Origin of the sequence: Shewanella sp. DNRA4, from assembly GCF_012843185.1 — a bacterium.
GTDB classification, from domain to species: Bacteria; Pseudomonadota; Gammaproteobacteria; order Enterobacterales; family Shewanellaceae; genus Shewanella; species Shewanella xiamenensis.
In genome coordinates, this window is the sequence record NZ_JABAIP010000025.1 from 18,335 (window position 1) to 34,875 (window position 16,541).

General features: G+C 49.1%; 14 protein-coding genes. 8 read left to right on the plus strand and 6 right to left on the minus strand.

Going from position 1 to position 16,541, the window contains the following annotated elements; genetic code table 11:
* Window positions 1-33: 33 nt before the first annotated feature.
* The gene (locus HG547_RS20110) at window positions 34-342 is read right to left on the minus strand and encodes a DUF1289 domain-containing protein (protein ID WP_069454391.1); all 309 of its coding nucleotides are present in this window, start codon (window positions 340-342) and stop codon (window positions 34-36) included.
* Between the two features lie 147 nt (window positions 343-489).
* Between HG547_RS20110 and HG547_RS20115 the strand changes: the two genes are divergently transcribed.
* The gene (locus tag HG547_RS20115) at window positions 490-1,026 is read left to right on the plus strand and encodes a DUF4136 domain-containing protein (RefSeq protein WP_037429744.1); all 537 of its coding nucleotides are present in this window, start codon (window positions 490-492) and stop codon (window positions 1,024-1,026) included.
* A 135-nt stretch (window positions 1,027-1,161) separates the two neighbouring features.
* Here HG547_RS20115 and cysM read toward each other — a convergent pair whose 3' ends face one another.
* On the minus strand, window positions 1,162-2,028 hold the full coding sequence (gene cysM, locus HG547_RS20120; protein WP_203433737.1) for a cysteine synthase CysM: 867 nt from the start codon (window positions 2,026-2,028) through the stop codon (window positions 1,162-1,164).
* Between the two features lie 221 nt (window positions 2,029-2,249).
* Here cysM and cysP point away from each other — a divergent pair, with 221 nt between their 5' ends.
* The 4 genes from cysP to HG547_RS20140 all read left to right on the plus strand — a co-directional run bounded on the left by cysP (window position 2,250) and on the right by HG547_RS20140 (window position 6,283).
* Entirely contained in the window at window positions 2,250-3,257 is a 1,008-nt protein-coding gene (gene cysP, locus HG547_RS20125; protein WP_169548836.1) for a thiosulfate ABC transporter substrate-binding protein CysP, read from the plus strand.
* A gap of 174 nt (window positions 3,258-3,431) precedes the next feature.
* Window positions 3,432-4,277, plus strand: coding sequence for a sulfate/thiosulfate ABC transporter permease CysT (cysT, locus tag HG547_RS20130; RefSeq protein ID WP_037429738.1), 846 nt, complete (start codon window positions 3,432-3,434; stop codon window positions 4,275-4,277).
* A gap of 9 nt (window positions 4,278-4,286) precedes the next feature.
* A complete protein-coding gene (gene cysW, locus HG547_RS20135; protein ID WP_140906509.1) occupies window positions 4,287-5,156 on the plus strand; it encodes a sulfate ABC transporter permease subunit CysW in 870 nt (289 codons plus the stop codon).
* Entirely contained in the window at window positions 5,153-6,283 is a 1,131-nt protein-coding gene (locus tag HG547_RS20140; RefSeq protein WP_169548837.1) for a sulfate/molybdate ABC transporter ATP-binding protein, read from the plus strand. The genes cysW and HG547_RS20140 overlap by 4 nt, the downstream gene beginning before the upstream one ends.
* A gap of 123 nt (window positions 6,284-6,406) precedes the next feature.
* Here HG547_RS20140 and HG547_RS20145 read toward each other — a convergent pair whose 3' ends face one another.
* The 4 genes from HG547_RS20145 to HG547_RS20160 all read right to left on the minus strand — a co-directional run bounded on the left by HG547_RS20145 (window position 6,407) and on the right by HG547_RS20160 (window position 10,699).
* On the minus strand, window positions 6,407-7,552 hold the full coding sequence (locus HG547_RS20145) for an HlyD family secretion protein (protein ID WP_169548838.1): 1,146 nt from the start codon (window positions 7,550-7,552) through the stop codon (window positions 6,407-6,409).
* 1 nt (window position 7,553) lies between these two features.
* The gene (locus HG547_RS20150; protein ID WP_037421373.1) at window positions 7,554-7,967 is read right to left on the minus strand and encodes a DUF3302 domain-containing protein; all 414 of its coding nucleotides are present in this window, start codon (window positions 7,965-7,967) and stop codon (window positions 7,554-7,556) included.
* A gap of 523 nt (window positions 7,968-8,490) precedes the next feature.
* The gene (locus tag HG547_RS20155) at window positions 8,491-8,973 is read right to left on the minus strand and encodes a hypothetical protein (RefSeq protein WP_169548839.1); all 483 of its coding nucleotides are present in this window, start codon (window positions 8,971-8,973) and stop codon (window positions 8,491-8,493) included.
* Window positions 8,974-9,211: 238 nt separating this feature from the next.
* Window positions 9,212-10,699: an AAA family ATPase gene (locus HG547_RS20160; protein ID WP_169548840.1), complete on the minus strand. Its 1,488-nt coding sequence runs from the start codon at window positions 10,697-10,699 to the stop codon at window positions 9,212-9,214.
* Between the two features lie 216 nt (window positions 10,700-10,915).
* Here HG547_RS20160 and purT point away from each other — a divergent pair, with 216 nt between their 5' ends.
* The 3 genes from purT (at window position 10,916) to HG547_RS20175 (ending at window position 16,079) form a co-directional block, all read left to right on the plus strand.
* Window positions 10,916-12,091: a formate-dependent phosphoribosylglycinamide formyltransferase gene (gene purT, locus HG547_RS20165; protein WP_169548841.1), complete on the plus strand. Its 1,176-nt coding sequence runs from the start codon at window positions 10,916-10,918 to the stop codon at window positions 12,089-12,091.
* Window positions 12,092-12,316: 225 nt separating this feature from the next.
* Window positions 12,317-13,810 (plus strand): DUF3142 domain-containing protein, encoded by a 1,494-nt coding sequence (locus HG547_RS20170; protein WP_169548842.1) that lies wholly within the window; start codon window positions 12,317-12,319, stop codon window positions 13,808-13,810.
* The gene (locus HG547_RS20175) at window positions 13,800-16,079 is read left to right on the plus strand and encodes a tetratricopeptide repeat protein (protein ID WP_169548843.1); all 2,280 of its coding nucleotides are present in this window, start codon (window positions 13,800-13,802) and stop codon (window positions 16,077-16,079) included. The genes HG547_RS20170 and HG547_RS20175 overlap by 11 nt, the downstream gene beginning before the upstream one ends.
* The last annotated feature ends 462 nt before the right edge of the window (window positions 16,080-16,541 follow it).

Sequence of the window (16,541 nt, forward strand, 5' to 3'; positions counted from 1 at the left end):
TTTGTATCATCTTATCAAAAAGGCTCATTGAGATTATTCGTCGAGAGCAAGATCGCCTAAATCCAACTCTGCAGCGGTCTGTGGCGCAAAATCAAGCTGTGGATTAAGCGCCGCTTTCTCCTGCTCAAGCGCTTGCTGACGCGCCTTATACAAGGCCAGCTCCCGTCGACGTTTCCGTTGATGACATAAACGGATCACATCATGTTTTTCTGCATCGGTAAAATGCAACCAATTAAACCGCTCATCACGACTGCGCAGGCAACCTTTACAATAGCCCCGCGCATCGGTTTGGCACACACCGATACAAGGGCTTGGAATATCGAAAAAGGCTAACTGTTCCATGATCTTGGGCTACTCTGCCTGTTTAAGTACGTAAAATGTGTGACCTTCTATACTTAACAAAAATCAAACACTTTTCACTAAATTACTTGCAGTCTTACTGTTAATCAAGGCACATTGAATACTGTTCGTACAATTTGGAGTGCAATGATGAGATACAAATACATCGCCAGTTTGTTCATCGCCACGGTCTTTTTAAGTGCTTGCAGCACTAAGCCGAAAAACGATTACGACCTCAATTATAACTTTAAGGCATTGCAGAGTTTCTCGCAGCTTGCTCCACAGCCCAACGACGATCCGCTCAGTGCCCAGCGTATTCAAACCGAAATCACCCAGCAATTAAGCCAAAAAGGCTTTACCGAAAATGCTTCTTCCCCCGATTTTAAAGTCGCCTATGGCTTACTGACCCAAGACAAGCCTAAGGACTCAGGTCTATCTATAGGCTTAGGCACGGGCAGTTTTGGCCGTTCTGGCGGCATTGGCATCGGCACCAGCGTTGGCGTGCCTCTTGGCAGTGACACAGCAAAAATTCAAACCATTCAAATTGATATTATCGATGCTAAAACCAATAAGCTGATTTGGCGCGGTACCGATAGTTTCGATTTTGATGCGGGCGGCGATAAAAAAGCCCAAGACACCGCTAAGGCGGTAAGCCGGATTTTGGCGCAGTTTCCACCGCAGCCATAATCATTGGGCCATGATGATTTAAGCGATGCTTGAAACTATGAGTGCTTAAGCAATAAGTGATCAAAATGGGCGATACACGCCCATTTTTATTGCAGAAGAAATCCCAAATGCGAGGATCAGTGGATAAAACGCGGCTTAAGAAAATAGCCCAGATGATAGATAACGGTCGCCCCTATCGCACACAATCGCAACCACAACGGCCCCCGGATTCTGCCTCGCTATCTCAAGCGCCGCAAATACCGCGCCGCCAGAACTCACGCCAGCACAAATACCTTCTTCACGCGCTAAGGTTCTTGCCATGGCTTTGGCATCTTGCTCTTCTATATCCATCACGGCATCGACACGGGCTGCATCAAAAATACCCGGTAAATATTCCTGCGGCCAGCGGCGAATCCCTGGAATCGAACTGCCATCAGCGGGTTGTAGCCCGACAATGGTGATATCGGGGTTGCGGCTTTTTAGGTATTTCGACACACCCATAATGGTACCTGTGGTACCCATGCTGGAAACAAAGTGAGTGATCTTGCCTTGGCTCTGCTGCCAAATCTCTGGGCCAGTTGTGAGAAAATGCGCATTTGCGTTATCTTGATTATTGAACTGATCCAGCACCTTACCTTTGCCTTGAGCCTGAAGATCTAAGGCCAAATCACGCGCAGCTTCCATATTGTCCACCAGCAGCAGCTCGGCGCCATAAGCCTGCATGGCATCCTTACGCTCTTGAGTCGAATTCGACGGCATAATCAGGATCATCTTGTAGCCTTTAATCGCTGCGGCCATCGCTAAGGCAATCCCAGTGTTACCACTGGTGGCTTCAATCAAAGTATCACCTGGGGCGATTTCTTGGCGAAGCTCCGCCTGGTTAATCATATTCAGTGCGGCACGATCCTTTACCGAGCCAGCAGGATTATTGCCCTCTAGCTTTAACAGTACCGTAGAGCTCCCGCAATCCAACCGTTGCAGACGAACTAGGGGCGTTTGCCCGATACAGGCTTCAATAGTCATAAAGTCAGACACAGGGTTTATCCTTTATTTGATAAAAGCAACTCGCATAGGGATATTTTAAGGGGCTTAGCCACAACAAACACGATGAATATCACCTCTGGCATACAATTAATTGCTCATAGTTATTCAAAAAAGTTCTATTTAACTAGCTTTTTATAAATAAAAACTTCAATTACTCTATCTCTATACCCTGACACAGTTGCCAGATTAAGGAGCACAAAATGCCAGTAAAATTCACTAAGGCCCTGCTAGGAACCCTATTACTGGGCGCTTCCCTCAATGCCGCAGCCGCCGATCAGACCTTACTTAATTCCTCTTACGATATCTCACGGGAATTATTTAGTGGCTATAACCCAGTATTTGCTAAACATTGGCAAGAAAAAACCGGTAAAACGGTTGAAATCAAACAGTCCCATGCAGGTTCTTCAGCGCAGGCTCGCTCAATTCTGCAAGGCTTACCCGCGGATGTGGTGACTTTTAACCAAGTCACCGATGTACAAATTCTGCATGATCGCGGCAAGCTGATCCCAGAAAACTGGCAACAACTGCTGCCTAATGCCAGTTCACCTTACTACTCTACCATTGCGTTTTTAGTGCGTAAGGGCAATCCAAAACAAATCAGCGACTGGAATGATTTAGCTAAAGATGACGTTAAGCTGGTGTTCCCGAATCCAAAAACCTCGGGTAATGCTCGTTACACTTATTTAGCCGCCTTAGGTTATGCCCAGAAAAACTATGGCAAAGATAATCAGGCTTCTTTAGATGCGTTTTTGAAAAAGTTCCTTGGTAACGTTGCCGTATTTGACACAGGCGGCCGTGGTGCAACCACTTCGTTTGTTGAGCGTGGCATCGGCGATGTGTTGATCACCTTCGAATCTGAAGTTAACAATATTCGTCAGCAATATGGCGCAGATGATTACCAAGTTGTCGTGCCTAAAACCTCGATTCTGGCGGAGTTCCCCGTTGCCGTAGTAGAGAAAAATGCTAAGCGTAACGGCACGCAAGAATTAGCGACCGAGTATTTAAACTATCTTTACAGCGAAGAATCACAACGTTTGTTAGCCGGATTTAACTACCGCGTTCACAACGAGAAAGTGGTTGCCGAATTTACCAAGCAATTCCCTGCGGTTGAGTTAATGACCGTTGAGCAAATCATTGGTAACTGGGACAACGCGATGAAGACCCAATTTGCCAATGGCGCTAAACTGGATCAGTTATTAAAGCGTTGATCATCCGCTTGGGTACCTAAGTCATCAAACCTACAACCCGGGCAATGTCCCGGGTTTTGTGGTTATATCGCAATAAAGATAAACATCAGCAGTCTTTATCGTGATTGAGCAATAATGTGCTAATGGCATAATAATATTGGATTAACTCCATTAACCTTATCGAGTGGTTATTCAGTGATATTTAATAATGGGCGCTTACGCCACAAGCGGGTTTTGCCGGGGTTTAGTATCAGCCTGGGTGTGTCTTTGCTGTTTGTCAGCTTGATTCTTTTACTCCCCACCACAGGCCTGATTATGCAAACCAGCCAGATGAGCTGGGCCGAGTATTGGGGCGTGATTACCGATCCCCGCGTACTAGCAAGCTACAAAGTCACTATCTTGTCGGCACTGGCCGCCTCCCTATTTAACTGTCTTTTCGGGCTATTACTCGCCTGGGTATTGGTTCGTTATGAGTTTCCAGGTAAACGCCTTCTCGACGCCTTAGTCGATTTACCCTTTGCCTTACCCACAGCCGTCGCGGGTATTACCTTAGCCACTCTCTATGCTGAAAATGGTCAGATTGGTAGCCTATTGGCCGAAATTGGCATCAAAGTGGCCTACACGCCATTGGGGATTGTGGTCGCGATGATCTTCACCAGCATCCCCTTCGTGGTGCGCACCGTCCAGCCCGTATTGGAAGAGTTATCCCACGATGAAGAAGAAGCTGGCATGACCTTAGGCGCAACCGATAGCGCGGTGTTTTGGCGGGTGATTTTGCCCTCTCTGTGGCCAGCTTTAATGGTTGGCACGGCACTGTCTTTTACCCGCAGTCTTGGAGAATTTGGCGCGGTGATTTTTATCGCCGGTAATATGCCCTACATCAGTGAAATCACCTCATTGATGATCTTTGTTCGCTTACAGGAGTTTGATTTTGCTGGCGCAAGTGCCATTGCATCTATCGTGCTGATAACATCTTTACTGCTGTTACTGCTGATTAACCTGTGGCAAGCGCGTTATTTACGCCGTATTCACGGCCGATAAGGAGCCACCATGAACTCATTTAAACCTTTAAGAGTCGGTGAAGCGCCCCTGATAAAATGGAGCCTGATCACCCTAGCAGTCTTCTTGGCCATGGTGTTATTACTGCTGCCGTTAGTCAGTATTTTCCAGCAAGCCTTTGTTGGTGGTTGGGAGCGTTATATCGAGCATCTGAGCCAACCCGACTCACTCCACGCGATTGGGTTGACCCTTATGGTCGCGGCGCTCACTGTGCCGATAAACTTAGTGTTTGGGGTACTACTCGCTTGGAGCGTGACACGCTTTGAGTTTCCAGGGCGTAAGTTACTCATTACCTTGATAGATATCCCCTTTGCCGTATCGCCCGTGGTCGCAGGCTTACTCTATCTACTACTTTACGGCAACAGCGGCTGGCTTGGCGCTTGGCTGTTTGAGCACGATTTACAGATCATGTTTGCTTGGCCGGGCATTTTATTAGTCACCATTTTCGTGACTTGCCCCTTTGTTGCCCGAGAATTAATCCCCTTGATGCAACAACAGGGCGCATCGGAGGAAGAAGCCGCAGTCATCCTTGGCGCCTCATGGTGGCAACTGTTTCGCCGCGTGACTCTGCCCAATATCAAGTGGGCACTGATTTATGGGGTGATCCTCACCAACGCCAGAGCCGTGGGTGAGTTTGGTGCTGTTGCCGTGGTATCTGGTAATATCCGTGGTGAAACCAACACCTTACCTTTGCATGTGCAATTACTTTACGAAGATTATCAGGCCGAAGCCGCCTTCGCTAGCGCGTCACTGCTTGCCTTGATCGCCCTATTTACTTTACTGCTAAAAGCCTTAGTAGAGTGGCGCCAACAACGCAGCTTATCCGCCAATGACAACCAAGAGCAGAGCCAATCATTATGAGTATTCGTCTAACTAATATTTCCAAAAAATTTGGCCAATTTCAGGCGCTCTCGCCGCTCAATCTGGATATTCAAGAAGGCGAGATGATAGGTCTTCTCGGGCCTTCCGGCTCGGGTAAAACCACCCTATTGCGGATTATTGCTGGCCTTGAGGGCGCAGATAGCGGCCAAATCCATTTCGGTAATCGCGATGTAACCCAAGTGCATGTACGCGATCGCAGAGTCGGGTTTGTTTTCCAAAACTACGCCCTGTTCCGCCATATGACGGTCGCCGATAACGTCGCCTTTGGACTCGAAGTCATTCCGAAAAAACAGCGCCCGTCAAAGGCCGAAATCCAAAAGCGCGTCAGCCATTTACTCGAAATGGTGCAACTTGGGCACCTAGCACAGCGTTACCCTGAGCAGCTCTCGGGCGGACAAAAACAGCGTATCTCCTTGGCCCGCGCCTTAGCGACTCAGCCCGAAGTACTATTACTCGATGAGCCCTTTGGCGCCCTCGATGCCAAGGTGCGTAAAGAACTGCGCCGCTGGTTGCGCAGCCTTCACGATGAGCTGAAATTCACTAGCGTATTTGTAACCCACGATCAGGACGAAGCCTTAGAGCTTTCCGATAGAGTGGTGGTGATGAGCAACGGCCATATTGAGCAGGTCAATACCCCTATTGAGTTGTATGCCCAACCCAATAGCCGCTTTGTATTTGATTTCTTAGGTAACGTCAATCGGTTTGAGGCGAACTGGCAACAGAATCGTTGGACCAATGGTGACGCCTTCTTAGTGCCTCCCGAGCAAACAGCATTGCAACAAAACGGCGCGCTCTATGTACGTAGCCATGAGCTGGCACTGGCGGATAAACCCAATAGCCAAGCCCATATTCCTTTTACTATAGTGGCGATAACACCGGTTGGCGCAGAAGTGCGTGTCGAACTGGCGCCTATCGGCTGGCAGAGTGAAGAACTGTGGGAAGCCACCTTTACCCACCACCATCTGCAAGAATTAGGGCTGCAAAAAGGCAGTGTGGTCTACGCCACCCCAAGAACGGCTTATTTCTTTGGTGAACAAGGTGATGGCTCGCCTGTGCGTCAAAGCTGGCCCTTCCTGCCGCCGGGCAGCTTGGCCTTCGATATTTAATCGCAGCCAGTATTTACCTACTGCACATAACAAAAAAGCGCAGACAGTCTTGTCAGCGCTTTTATATTCACTCTTGGACAGCTTAACACCAGCTCTAAGCGAAGTCGTTAGCGTAAAACTCTGCTAGTGCCCATCGAAGAACAGATAGTTTAACCAGCCCTGCATCCGCAGCAGCACTTTACGCATCACGGCGACATGGTGAAAATGTTCTGTATACACAGCCACTTGTCCCGCAACGCCCGCCGGGAATTGGCGACGTATCGCGTCATCTTCAATATCGATTAATACGATAACCCGACCACTTTGGAACAGTTGATTAGACGACTGCAGCGTACCATTCATCTGAATTTCCCCCTCAGCCATCGCAGGGAGAACCTTAGCGACTTTACCCTTAAACACTTGCCCGGGCGCCGCATCTAATACCACTTCTGCCTCATCCCCTTCCTGCAAACGCAGCAGGGAGTTTTGCCAGAATGCGCCAGCAAAATAACGCTGCTCGTCGGGGATAAAACTCATCACCGGCCGTAAAGGTAAGGGAACCGCCATCGCACCTGGGCGCAGCGCCATTTGGGTGACAATACCATCGGCCGGAGCCCGCACTACGGTTTGCTCGAGATTATAGAGCGCGCTTTCAAGATCCCCCTGTAGTCCAGCAACTTTAGAATTAACCCCATCCACATTGGACTCATAGGCAAGACGTGCACGTAACTCTTCCGCTCGCGCCGCAGTAAGTTGTGCTTCAGAGGCTAAATACAATTGTTGTTTATTGTCTAATTCCAGCGCAGTAAAAGGCGAGTTCGCCCCACCTTTACGATGGCCTTGTTCATAGCGATCATAGGCTGACTTATTGCGATCTCTATCTGCGGCAACTCTCGCCACATTTGCCTTAGCGGTTTCCAATGCTGCCTCAAGTTGTGGCACCTCTTGCTCCGCTGCTAACAACGCTGCTTTTTTAGTTTTAACAACAGCTTCATAGGGCGTTGGGTCGATGCGAAACAGCACATCCCCTTGCTTAATCGGCGTATTAGGTTTGACATCAACAGAAGTCACTATGCCTTTGACAGCAGGCGTAATGGGAATAGTCACATAGTATTCCCGCGCAAAACGTGAATAGGGATGGTTGTAGTTCATTATCAGCAACAGCGCCCCGATAAGAATCACGCCTCCTAATACGGCGGTTGGCACTGTCCATTTGTTCATCGGGATCTTAAATACTTTAAAAATCACAATACAAAAGGAGGCATAGGTTAATATCAATAGTAAATCCATGTTATACCTCGGCTTTTGGGCTTACGACAGTGGAAGTAGCAGCAATGGTCTCAACGCTTGCTGCTGCCGGAGTGGGAATAGGCGCCGATTCAAGTTGCTCAAGCTTTGCCTGTAAGGCCATGACTGTTTCCCTTAGCGCTTTAACATCATCCTCCAATGCCTGCTCGCGCTTCATCACAGTGCTAAATCCCCAGCCTCGGTCCTCTCGATACAAGGTCGCCCAAATCCATAAAAAAGGCCAAATTGCATGTAACGTGAATAAACTTACCCAGCCCGCAATATGCAATGCATCCTGCTGGGGATGATTGCGCTTTTTCGCAATTTCATAAGGGATATCGTGAATGGCAATCACGCCATAAAAAATCACCACAACGACAAAAAACAAAATACCTAAGGCAAAATAATCCAGAAACATGCTCAACTCCCACTCCCTTCCCATTCCTTATTTCGGTAAAACATCCTTTACCAAAATCGCTCTTTGTCACACAGTGTCTTTCAATTTGAGACACAATATAGTTCTACACCAGAATGACAAATTCGCAACAAAACCATCCAAATAGCTTGATCAAAAACACAATGGTTTATTGCGATGCGACAAATGGCATCCAAGGAAAGGCGGCCAGTGACGGCAAATTGCTATCGCCAAGATATGAATTATGGCTTGCCAAATACGGCAAGCGACGAGACTGGGATAGCTCAAAAGCCTAGGCCTTTATGTCTTGTATCGAAATGAGGCTAGCGTGAGTGAGCAACGCGTAAAGTAAGCAAAGACGAGATTTGCAGATAGGTAATGTCAGCTTAGATTTCTATGGGGTTACTCCCGATGTAGAGGCGAGCAAACCAAGGCTGGATAACGATATCACGGCTTCAGTCTGAGCATTAACCCAAGAATCACAACAGCCAAATATTTGATTTAAAAGCTTTTAACTTCAAGCGAGTTAGCATCGTTCTTGCCACTGACTTTCAACTAAATTGAACTCATAGTGGCTGTCATGGGGAGCGATATTAGCTTTTAATTTAAAGCTTTTGCCACCTGCGGCAATCCAGCACTTGGAGAACCATTCGATAAGCGCGTTGGTTGCAATCTGCCAAGGGTCAAGATCTTCATCCTTGTCGATATATTCCTCTTCAAACTCATCGGGATAGACATGGTCGATATCGAGCAAACTTGGATTGACTGGTGCTGGGTATGTGGCCTTGCCATCGAGCTCCACAAAATACTCGGTGTTATCTTTATCCATAAAAAATACCCGCACCGGGAATTGAGATGAAAAACGATCGACAAAGACCTCAAATGCCAGCGTGACCACCTCTTGGGGATAGTCATGCTCAATCAATTGCTTAAGAATGGGCTGTAACTCATCGGTGAGCTTGGCTAAGTAACCACCGACTTTTTCTGTAAACTCTTGCTCGAAACTCATCTCTATCCCTGCTTATCATGCTGTACAACACAAACGGCAAATATTACTCACACTAAAAACTTGCCATTAGAAACTGAAAAATAATCCATATCCACCAGCAAGTTAACATCGACTGTGATGATACCTAACTCTTTCCCCAACCAAAAGCCAACACTAAAATCTAAAGTCGCTTTATGGCGGATAAGAAGCGATGCCCCATAAGCCGCCACATATAAATCAGCGATTACCAGCCCAATTACTACTCATGGGCATTGACTGTGCGCCCCGCAGCCCATTGTCTTAGGGCATTAATCTTATCGCCCATCACGATGGATAAAGGTTTGGTTTTGGTCAGTTCTTCTAACAACATGTCTTGAGCAAGCGTTCGCGCTAAACTGCGGGCGCTGTACATGGCGGCGATAACGGCTTGCTCGATTTCAGCCCCCGAAAACCCTTGGCTGTGGCGCGAAAGCTGGGCAAGATCGAGCCGAGTCACATCGATACCGCGGCGCTGGCAATGGATCAAGAAAATTGCTTTGCGTATGGCCTCATCGGGTAAATCGACAAAGAAGATTTCATCCATTCGGCCCTTACGCATCAGCTCGGGCGGCAGGGCTTGAATATCGTTAGCGGTGGCGACCACAAACACCTCAGACTTACGCTCCGCCATCCAAGTTAATAGTGTGCCAAGAATGCGGGTCGAAGTGCCCTCATCACTGCTACTGCCGCTTAAGCCTTTCTCTATTTCATCAATCCAAAGAATACAGGGCGACATCATATCGGCCAATTCGAGAGCGTTACGCAAGTTCTTCTCTGTTTCACCTATGTATTTGTTATATAAGGCGCCCATATCGAGTCTGAGCAAGGGCCGCTGCCACACACCCGCCACCGCTTTGGCCGCAAGACTCTTGCCACTGCCCTGCACCCCGAGTAATAACACCCCCTTTGGCGCATCGGGTTGTACAGCAGCCTTGGCATCGATGGTTACCTGCACTGCGGGTGCGCGCTGCTTTAACCATTTTTTGAGATTATGCAATCCAGCAATCTGGGAAAAATCACTGGTGTCGTACTCAAATTGCAATATGCCGTTAAGATCGAGCAACTGAAATTTGGCTTTGTTGATCAGGTCAACATCTGAGTGAGTAATGGCGCCATCATCCACAATCGCTTTATGGATCAATCGTCTGGCATCATCTAAGGTTACACCGCGCAGGTTTTCCGCCAGTTTAATCACGGCTTTATCATCCACATTCAATGGCATGCCTTGGGTGCGCACTTTATCCACCTCAAGATAAATCAGGTTCTCAAGCTGCGAGGTACTCGGCAGGGTAAGCTGAAAATAGGCGCAGTAACGCTTAATTTCGGGCGGGATCTCAAAGGCATGACTCACTAGCACCAGCGTATGTTGCAGCGCATCGTATTCGAGGGCGATTTCTTTGAGCAGACGGACATTCTTTGGCGCATCAATCACAAAGGGATGAAAATCACAGAGCACATAAATCCCCTGCTGGGTCGTCGCTTTAATCTGCCCCAAGATATCGCTAGGTTCAGTATTAAATTTCTGTGCAGGCATCGGCTTATCACCCCGCGTGAGCCCTTGGGTAATACTCCAAGTAAATAGCGGCTGATAGAGTACATTCGCGATTCGCTTAAGCATGTCAACAACACGATATTCTTCATAGGTTTCAATCACCACGATGGGCGTTTTAGAGCGTAGTACAGCGGTCAAATCGCGAATGTCTTGCATATCTTAAGTCCATAATCCGTTATGAAACCAAAAGTTAACATAAAACCAGCGAGTGAACAGGACTTTTACCATGCCAAGCACTAATCACTCTTAAATAGCTTGATCAAAAACACAGTTGTTAATTTCAGTCTCATGCTTTGCCGCCAATCGGGGTAGACTATGGCCCAAGAACGTCCCAAGGCGTCAATTATCCCAATATAAAAAGGTACCCACACCATGATAGGAACTCCTTACACCGAGGGCGCTCGACGCGCCATGTTGCTTGGCTGCGGTGAGCTAGGTAAAGAAGTCGCCATTGAGTTACAACGCTTAGGTGTTGAAGTGATAGCCGTTGATCGTTATCCCAACGCCCCCGCGATGCAAATAGCCCATCGCTCCCATGTGATCAATATGCTCGATGCCAAGGCTCTTCGCGCCGTTATTGAGCTAGAAAAACCCCACTTAGTAATCCCCGAAATTGAAGCTATTGCCACTCAGACCTTAGTTGAGATGGAGGCCGAAGGCCTCAATGTGGTGCCGACCGCGCGCGCAACTAAGCTCACTATGGATAGAGAAGGCATTCGCCGCCTCGCCGCTGAAACCTTAGGTTTACCGACGTCGCCCTATTTCTTCTGCGACACTGAAACCGAATTTAATCAAGCGATTAGCAAAATTGGGGTGCCCTGCGTGGTAAAACCGGTGATGAGTTCATCGGGCAAGGGCCAAAGTGTTATCCGCGATACGGCTCAAAGCGCCAAAGCTTGGCAATACGCCCAAGAAGGCGGCCGCGCGGGCGGTGGTCGTGTTATCGTTGAAGGCTTTATCCCCTTCGATTACGAAATCACCCTATTAACCATTAGTGCAGTCAACGGTATCCACTTCTGCGCGCCAATTGGCCACAGACAAGAAGACGGCGACTACCGCGAGTCATGGCAACCTCAAGCCATGTCGGCCGACGTGCTAGCCAAATCCCAAGCGATCGCTAGCAAAGTAGTCGAAGCCCTCGGCGGTTACGGCTTATTTGGGGTCGAGCTATTTGTGAAGGGCAGTGATGTGTACTTCTCTGAAGTCTCGCCTCGTCCGCACGATACCGGCTTAGTCACTTTAATTAGCCAAGATTTATCCGAGTTTGCACTGCATGTCAGGGCGATTCTTGGCCTGCCGATCCCGAATATCCACCAACATGGCCCCAGCGCCTCGGCGGTAGTATTAGTGGAAGGCAAATCGAAAAACATTCGCTATCAAGGTCTTGCCGATGCCTTGGCAGCGGAGAATACTCAGCTCAGATTATTCGCTAAGCCTGAAATCGATGGTCGCCGCCGTTTAGGGGTTGCCCTCGCCCGCGATAAAGATATCGAAAGCGCAGTTAATAAAGCGCTGGATAGTGCATCTAAGGTAAAAGTGATTTTCTAGGCTTGAATGCTTAACGATTTGTCGCCAGTACCATGGCGACAATCACTGCGCCCAGCACTATTACTGGGCGCGTTATTAAGGCATTTTAGCCGAGTTAACCGCCATCTCTTATTCAGTCAAATTGATTTCGCGTCTAATGCAAAAGCCTGATGCAATCCAAGGTGGTTTTGAGGCATAGTAGCCCTCTATTTGGCACAATCCACGCTAGGCTTTTACTCTTATCCCATGGATTTACGTAGTCGTTATTCCACTCTCTTTCACTCTAAGCGCTTTCACTCTAGACGCTTTCAGTCCAAGCACTTTGAGCCCAAGCACTCAAAATCCTTGCAAGCGATACATCGCACCCTTTTCCTTTTGCTCAGGTTATCCCAGTTACTGGCGTTATCCTTTGGCTTAGTTTTCCTTAATGCCTGTCAGCCTGCGAATCAAGATACACCGAGCATCAAAACAGCCACCACCGCCCCGCGTGAATTAACCCAAGAGGTATATGTGTGGCAGCGGCAATGGCGCGATGCCAATCAAAGCGCCTTAGTCGAAAGCCAAAACACCTTTAATGGCGTTCGCATCCTAGCATTGCAAGCCCATCCCAAACCCAATGGCGCGGATATCTGGTTTGAAGTGCAGGTCAACCATACCTGGTTACAGGCCGATCCTCGCCCTAAAGTGGCGGTGATAAGATTAGATGGCCAACTAACGCGCCTTAATAATCGCGAAGCTCTCCAAAAAATCCTCGCGCTCATTCAAGACTGGCAGGCAAAGGGCACAAGGCTTGCGGGAATTGAAATCGACCACGATAGCGCCAGCAGTAAACTCGCGGCCTATAACGCTTTTTTACGCGAGTTAAAAAGCCAATTACCCCACTCGCTAAAACTCAGTATTACTTCATTGCCCGCTTGGATGAGCAGCTCGGAGTTTCCGGCGTTGTTTGACAATATCGATGAGCTGGTACTGCAAATTCACAGTGTTAGCGACCCACGTTTAGGGCTGTTCGACGCCACTCAAGGTTGGCAATGGGTCGAGCAACTGTCACGGTTAGCTAAGGTGCCCTATCTCATCGCCCTGCCCTCCTACGGCTCGGCGGTGTATAGCACGGCAGCGGGTTATCGAGTGGAGAGTGAAGTGCCGATGCAAATGCCATTGGCAGACACTGCATCTTCGCAGCATCTCGCGCGGCAGGAGCTAATGGCCGATCCACTGGTGTTGCAGTCCTTTGTTAAAAAACTGCATACCTTTGCTGACACAAAACTTAAGGGGATAATTTGGTTTAGATTACCTCTCGAAGGGGATAAACGGGTGTGGCCACTCTCGACCCTGATTGCCGTCGCCAAGCAGCAACCGCTCGCAGCGCACATTGAGCTAGAAATCTTAAGCCAGGCTAATACCGGGTCAGCCCAACATGAGGCGCCGGGAAGCCGCTTATTTCAACTGGTATTAGTCAATAAGGGCAATCTTGCGGGCAAGTTGCCGGGCCAGTTGTCCCTAGCGGCGCAGGCGTGCAGCGGGTATGATGCCCAAAACGGTTATCAAGCCAAATTAACCCAAGGAATATTAGTGTGGCAGTTACCGCAAGCCACCTCAACGGAGCGCGCAGCCGCACCAGCCTCCTCGCAGTTTGCGCCGAATTTAATCTCAGCGATCGAGCTAAGCCCAAATGGACGCAGAGTCATAGGCTGGGCACGTTGTGAGTCATTACATTTACAGGGAATTTATGCGCCATAAGTCAAATTCATTGCCAGCGAAGGCTATTCCACGCTGGAAAACCAAATTAAAACAAACCAGCCTGATTGGGTTAAGTCTCTTCTCCCCTGTGCTATTAGCCTGTGGCCCCGACTTCCCATTACAGTTGACTCAAGACAGGCAAAATAACCTAAGTTATTTACCCCAAACCAGTTTTAGCCAGCAGCTAAGCGGTTTAGCCAAACCACTGGCTTGGCAGTTTCAGGGGGCGCCAGCGGCGCAGGAGTATCTTTGGGATGAGGCACACAGTCGCTATCTTTCGCAGACTCGCGCCTATGAAAACAGCGAGTTATCCGAGGCTCAACTTGCGCAAGTTAATAGCCTGCGTGATGCACAAAGCTTGGCTGAGGCCGAACAAATCGCTGCGCAGTTAAAAGAGAGCTTAGCGCCCGCCTTAACGTGGTACAGCCTTGGCGCCATGGCGTTTGATGCCAAAGAGTACGATAAAGCCAGCGATTACTTTAAAAAGGTCATCGCCCTACCTGAGAGTGAGCGTGCGGGTCGCAGCCTGTGGGCGCTGTATAGCTTGTCTCGTATCGAGCTGATTAAGAGCAAAAGCGCCAACGATAATAGCCATTTTGTCCAAGCCAATGCTTACTTGCAGCAGCTACAAGCTGAGGTGACTCAAGGCGCAGCCGATCCGCTGCGCTTGAGCTTAGCCGGCCTTGGCGAGCAGGCTTATATTCTGCTGCATCAAGGCCAAGCTCAAATTGAAGTCACTCGTGGGGAATATGAGCCGCCAAAAATTGATGTGGCCTTAAATCCCGCCACGCTGGATAAGATTATTGAGCTATACGCCACTCAATCGGCCGAGGGCGACAGCAGCGGTTATGATTCGCTGTTGATGTTAAGCCGCACCTTAATGGCGAAAGATATCACTGAGATTAAGCCCTTATTGCAGCAACCAAGTGTGCAGCAGTTGCTTATCGCCTACTGGCAGAGCAGCGCAAATGACTTCGCCTTTGATGGACAGCTTACAGAAATGGGGCAACAGGTCGCTAAAACGCTGACCGTCTTCCCAACCGATGGCCTCATGCTGAGCCAAGGCGATAAGTTAGCCGCGATTTACTATCAGTTGGGCGACTATGCCAGTGCCGAGCGCCTCATTGCCCTCGCTAAACCCAGCGGCCTGACTTGGTGGCTCACGGCCAAATTAATGATGCAAAAGGGTGATCAAGCCCAAGCCGCTAAGGCCTATGCCGAAGCGGTGCGCCATTTCCCAACGGATATGAACGCTGCTACCGCAACTACCAGCCAACAGGATGCCCAGCAGCAGGCCATTGAAGCCGATGCAGAGCAAGCCACCTATTGCCGTATTCGCGCCGAGCAGGGCGTGCTATCCCTTGAACGGGGCGAATATGTCGATGCCCTAAACCAACTGTTCGCCAGTGGCGATGAGTATTGGCAGGATATCGCCTATGTGGCCGAGCGCGTGCTCACCACCGCCGAGCTTAAGCTGTTTGTCGACGAGCATGTGCCGGTAATGAACTTCGAGTATCCCAAGGACAGCGATTGGTACGACAGTGTCGAGCCACTCAATAATCGCCTGCGTTACTTACTGGGTCGTCGCTTACTGCGTGAAGGCGCGATTGCCGAAGCGCCAGCTTATTTCAGTAATCCCACACTTAATGCCAATGTGCAGGAGTATGGCAAGGCATTGACCACAGCCAAGAGTAGCAAGGGCATTGAGAGTGCCCGCGCCTATTGGACTGCCGCCGAACTCGCGCGTCATCAAGGCATGGAAATCTTAGGCTTTGAATTAGCGCCGGATTATTCGATTTACGCCGGGATGTTCGACTTAAGGGATTGGTATGCAGCGGATAAGCTCAGCGATAAAGAGCAGCAACGCATCAGCGCCAGCCAAGCGATTCCCGATAAACGTTTCCACTATCGCTACCAAGCCGCCGAGCTGGCAAGCAAGGCCGCCGACTTAGTCCCCCACAACAGCCAAGCCTATGCGGCGCTATTATGCCAAGCCACAGGTTGGGTGTTATATCGCGATGATGAACTCGCCCAACGCTACTATAAAAAATACGTCGCCAACGGCCCCTTTGTGCCTTGGGCCGAGAATTTTGGTACGCAGTGTGAACCCCCAGACTTTGACCGCGCCGTCGAACGGGAAAAAGCCAACCAAATCGCCGAGTGGAATGCGATTTACCACAAACTGAAAAAGCCTGTGGCCGTTAGCGTTGCCATCATCGCCGCCCTACTCGGCGCTTACGCGTGGCGCAGAAGAAAGCGTAAACAGTAAAAACACAAAGCGCCTTTCTTATAACCAAAGAAAGGCGCTATAGCTAAGCTGATGAATTGCTGCTGTAGTGGGAGATTGCCATTGTTTCCCCTGTGACACGCCGACTATTTGTTTCACAAGAAGCATCTCTGAGGGCTCGACGGCGGCATCTACTGTATATGGCTCTTTATTACAAATAATCGAATGTTGCGTCATACACATTGCCACTGTTTCCCATTTTTTCGTAGTTTGAATGCTTTAATCAAAATCAAAGTCGTGGGGCTTCACCCCACACCCGACCAAGGAGGACTGCTCGTCCTATCCTCCTTGGATGCTCCAAGACGCCCCTAACGGAGTTGAAAGCCCCTTGGGCATTAAGCGCTTTTATGCTATCGCGTCAGACGCTCGTCCCTGATTCGACTGACGCTATCTCGGCATATATGGACCCATCCGGTTTGCAAGACATTCGATAACGATTTTGAG

Coding starts and splice junctions, on each gene's coding strand:
- cysW (WP_140906509.1), top strand. CDS start 4,287: ATGAACTCATTTAAACCTTTAAGAGTCGGTGAAGCGCCCCTGATAAAA.
- purT (WP_169548841.1), top strand. CDS start 10,916: ATGATAGGAACTCCTTACACCGAGGGCGCTCGACGCGCCATGTTGCTT.
- HG547_RS20160 (WP_169548840.1), bottom strand. CDS start 10,699: ATGCAAGACATTCGCGATTTGACCGCTGTACTACGCTCTAAAACGCCC.
- HG547_RS20110 (WP_069454391.1), bottom strand. CDS start 342: ATGGAACAGTTAGCCTTTTTCGATATTCCAAGCCCTTGTATCGGTGTG.
- HG547_RS20145 (WP_169548838.1), bottom strand. CDS start 7,552: ATGGATTTACTATTGATATTAACCTATGCCTCCTTTTGTATTGTGATT.
- HG547_RS20175 (WP_169548843.1), top strand. CDS start 13,800: ATGCGCCATAAGTCAAATTCATTGCCAGCGAAGGCTATTCCACGCTGG.
- HG547_RS20115 (WP_037429744.1), top strand. CDS start 490: ATGAGATACAAATACATCGCCAGTTTGTTCATCGCCACGGTCTTTTTA.
- HG547_RS20140 (WP_169548837.1), top strand. CDS start 5,153: ATGAGTATTCGTCTAACTAATATTTCCAAAAAATTTGGCCAATTTCAG.
- cysP (WP_169548836.1), top strand. CDS start 2,250: ATGCCAGTAAAATTCACTAAGGCCCTGCTAGGAACCCTATTACTGGGC.
- HG547_RS20150 (WP_037421373.1), bottom strand. CDS start 7,967: ATGTTTCTGGATTATTTTGCCTTAGGTATTTTGTTTTTTGTCGTTGTG.
- HG547_RS20170 (WP_169548842.1), top strand. CDS start 12,317: ATGGATTTACGTAGTCGTTATTCCACTCTCTTTCACTCTAAGCGCTTT.
- cysM (WP_203433737.1), bottom strand. CDS start 2,028: ATGACTATTGAAGCCTGTATCGGGCAAACGCCCCTAGTTCGTCTGCAA.
- HG547_RS20155 (WP_169548839.1), bottom strand. CDS start 8,973: ATGAGTTTCGAGCAAGAGTTTACAGAAAAAGTCGGTGGTTACTTAGCC.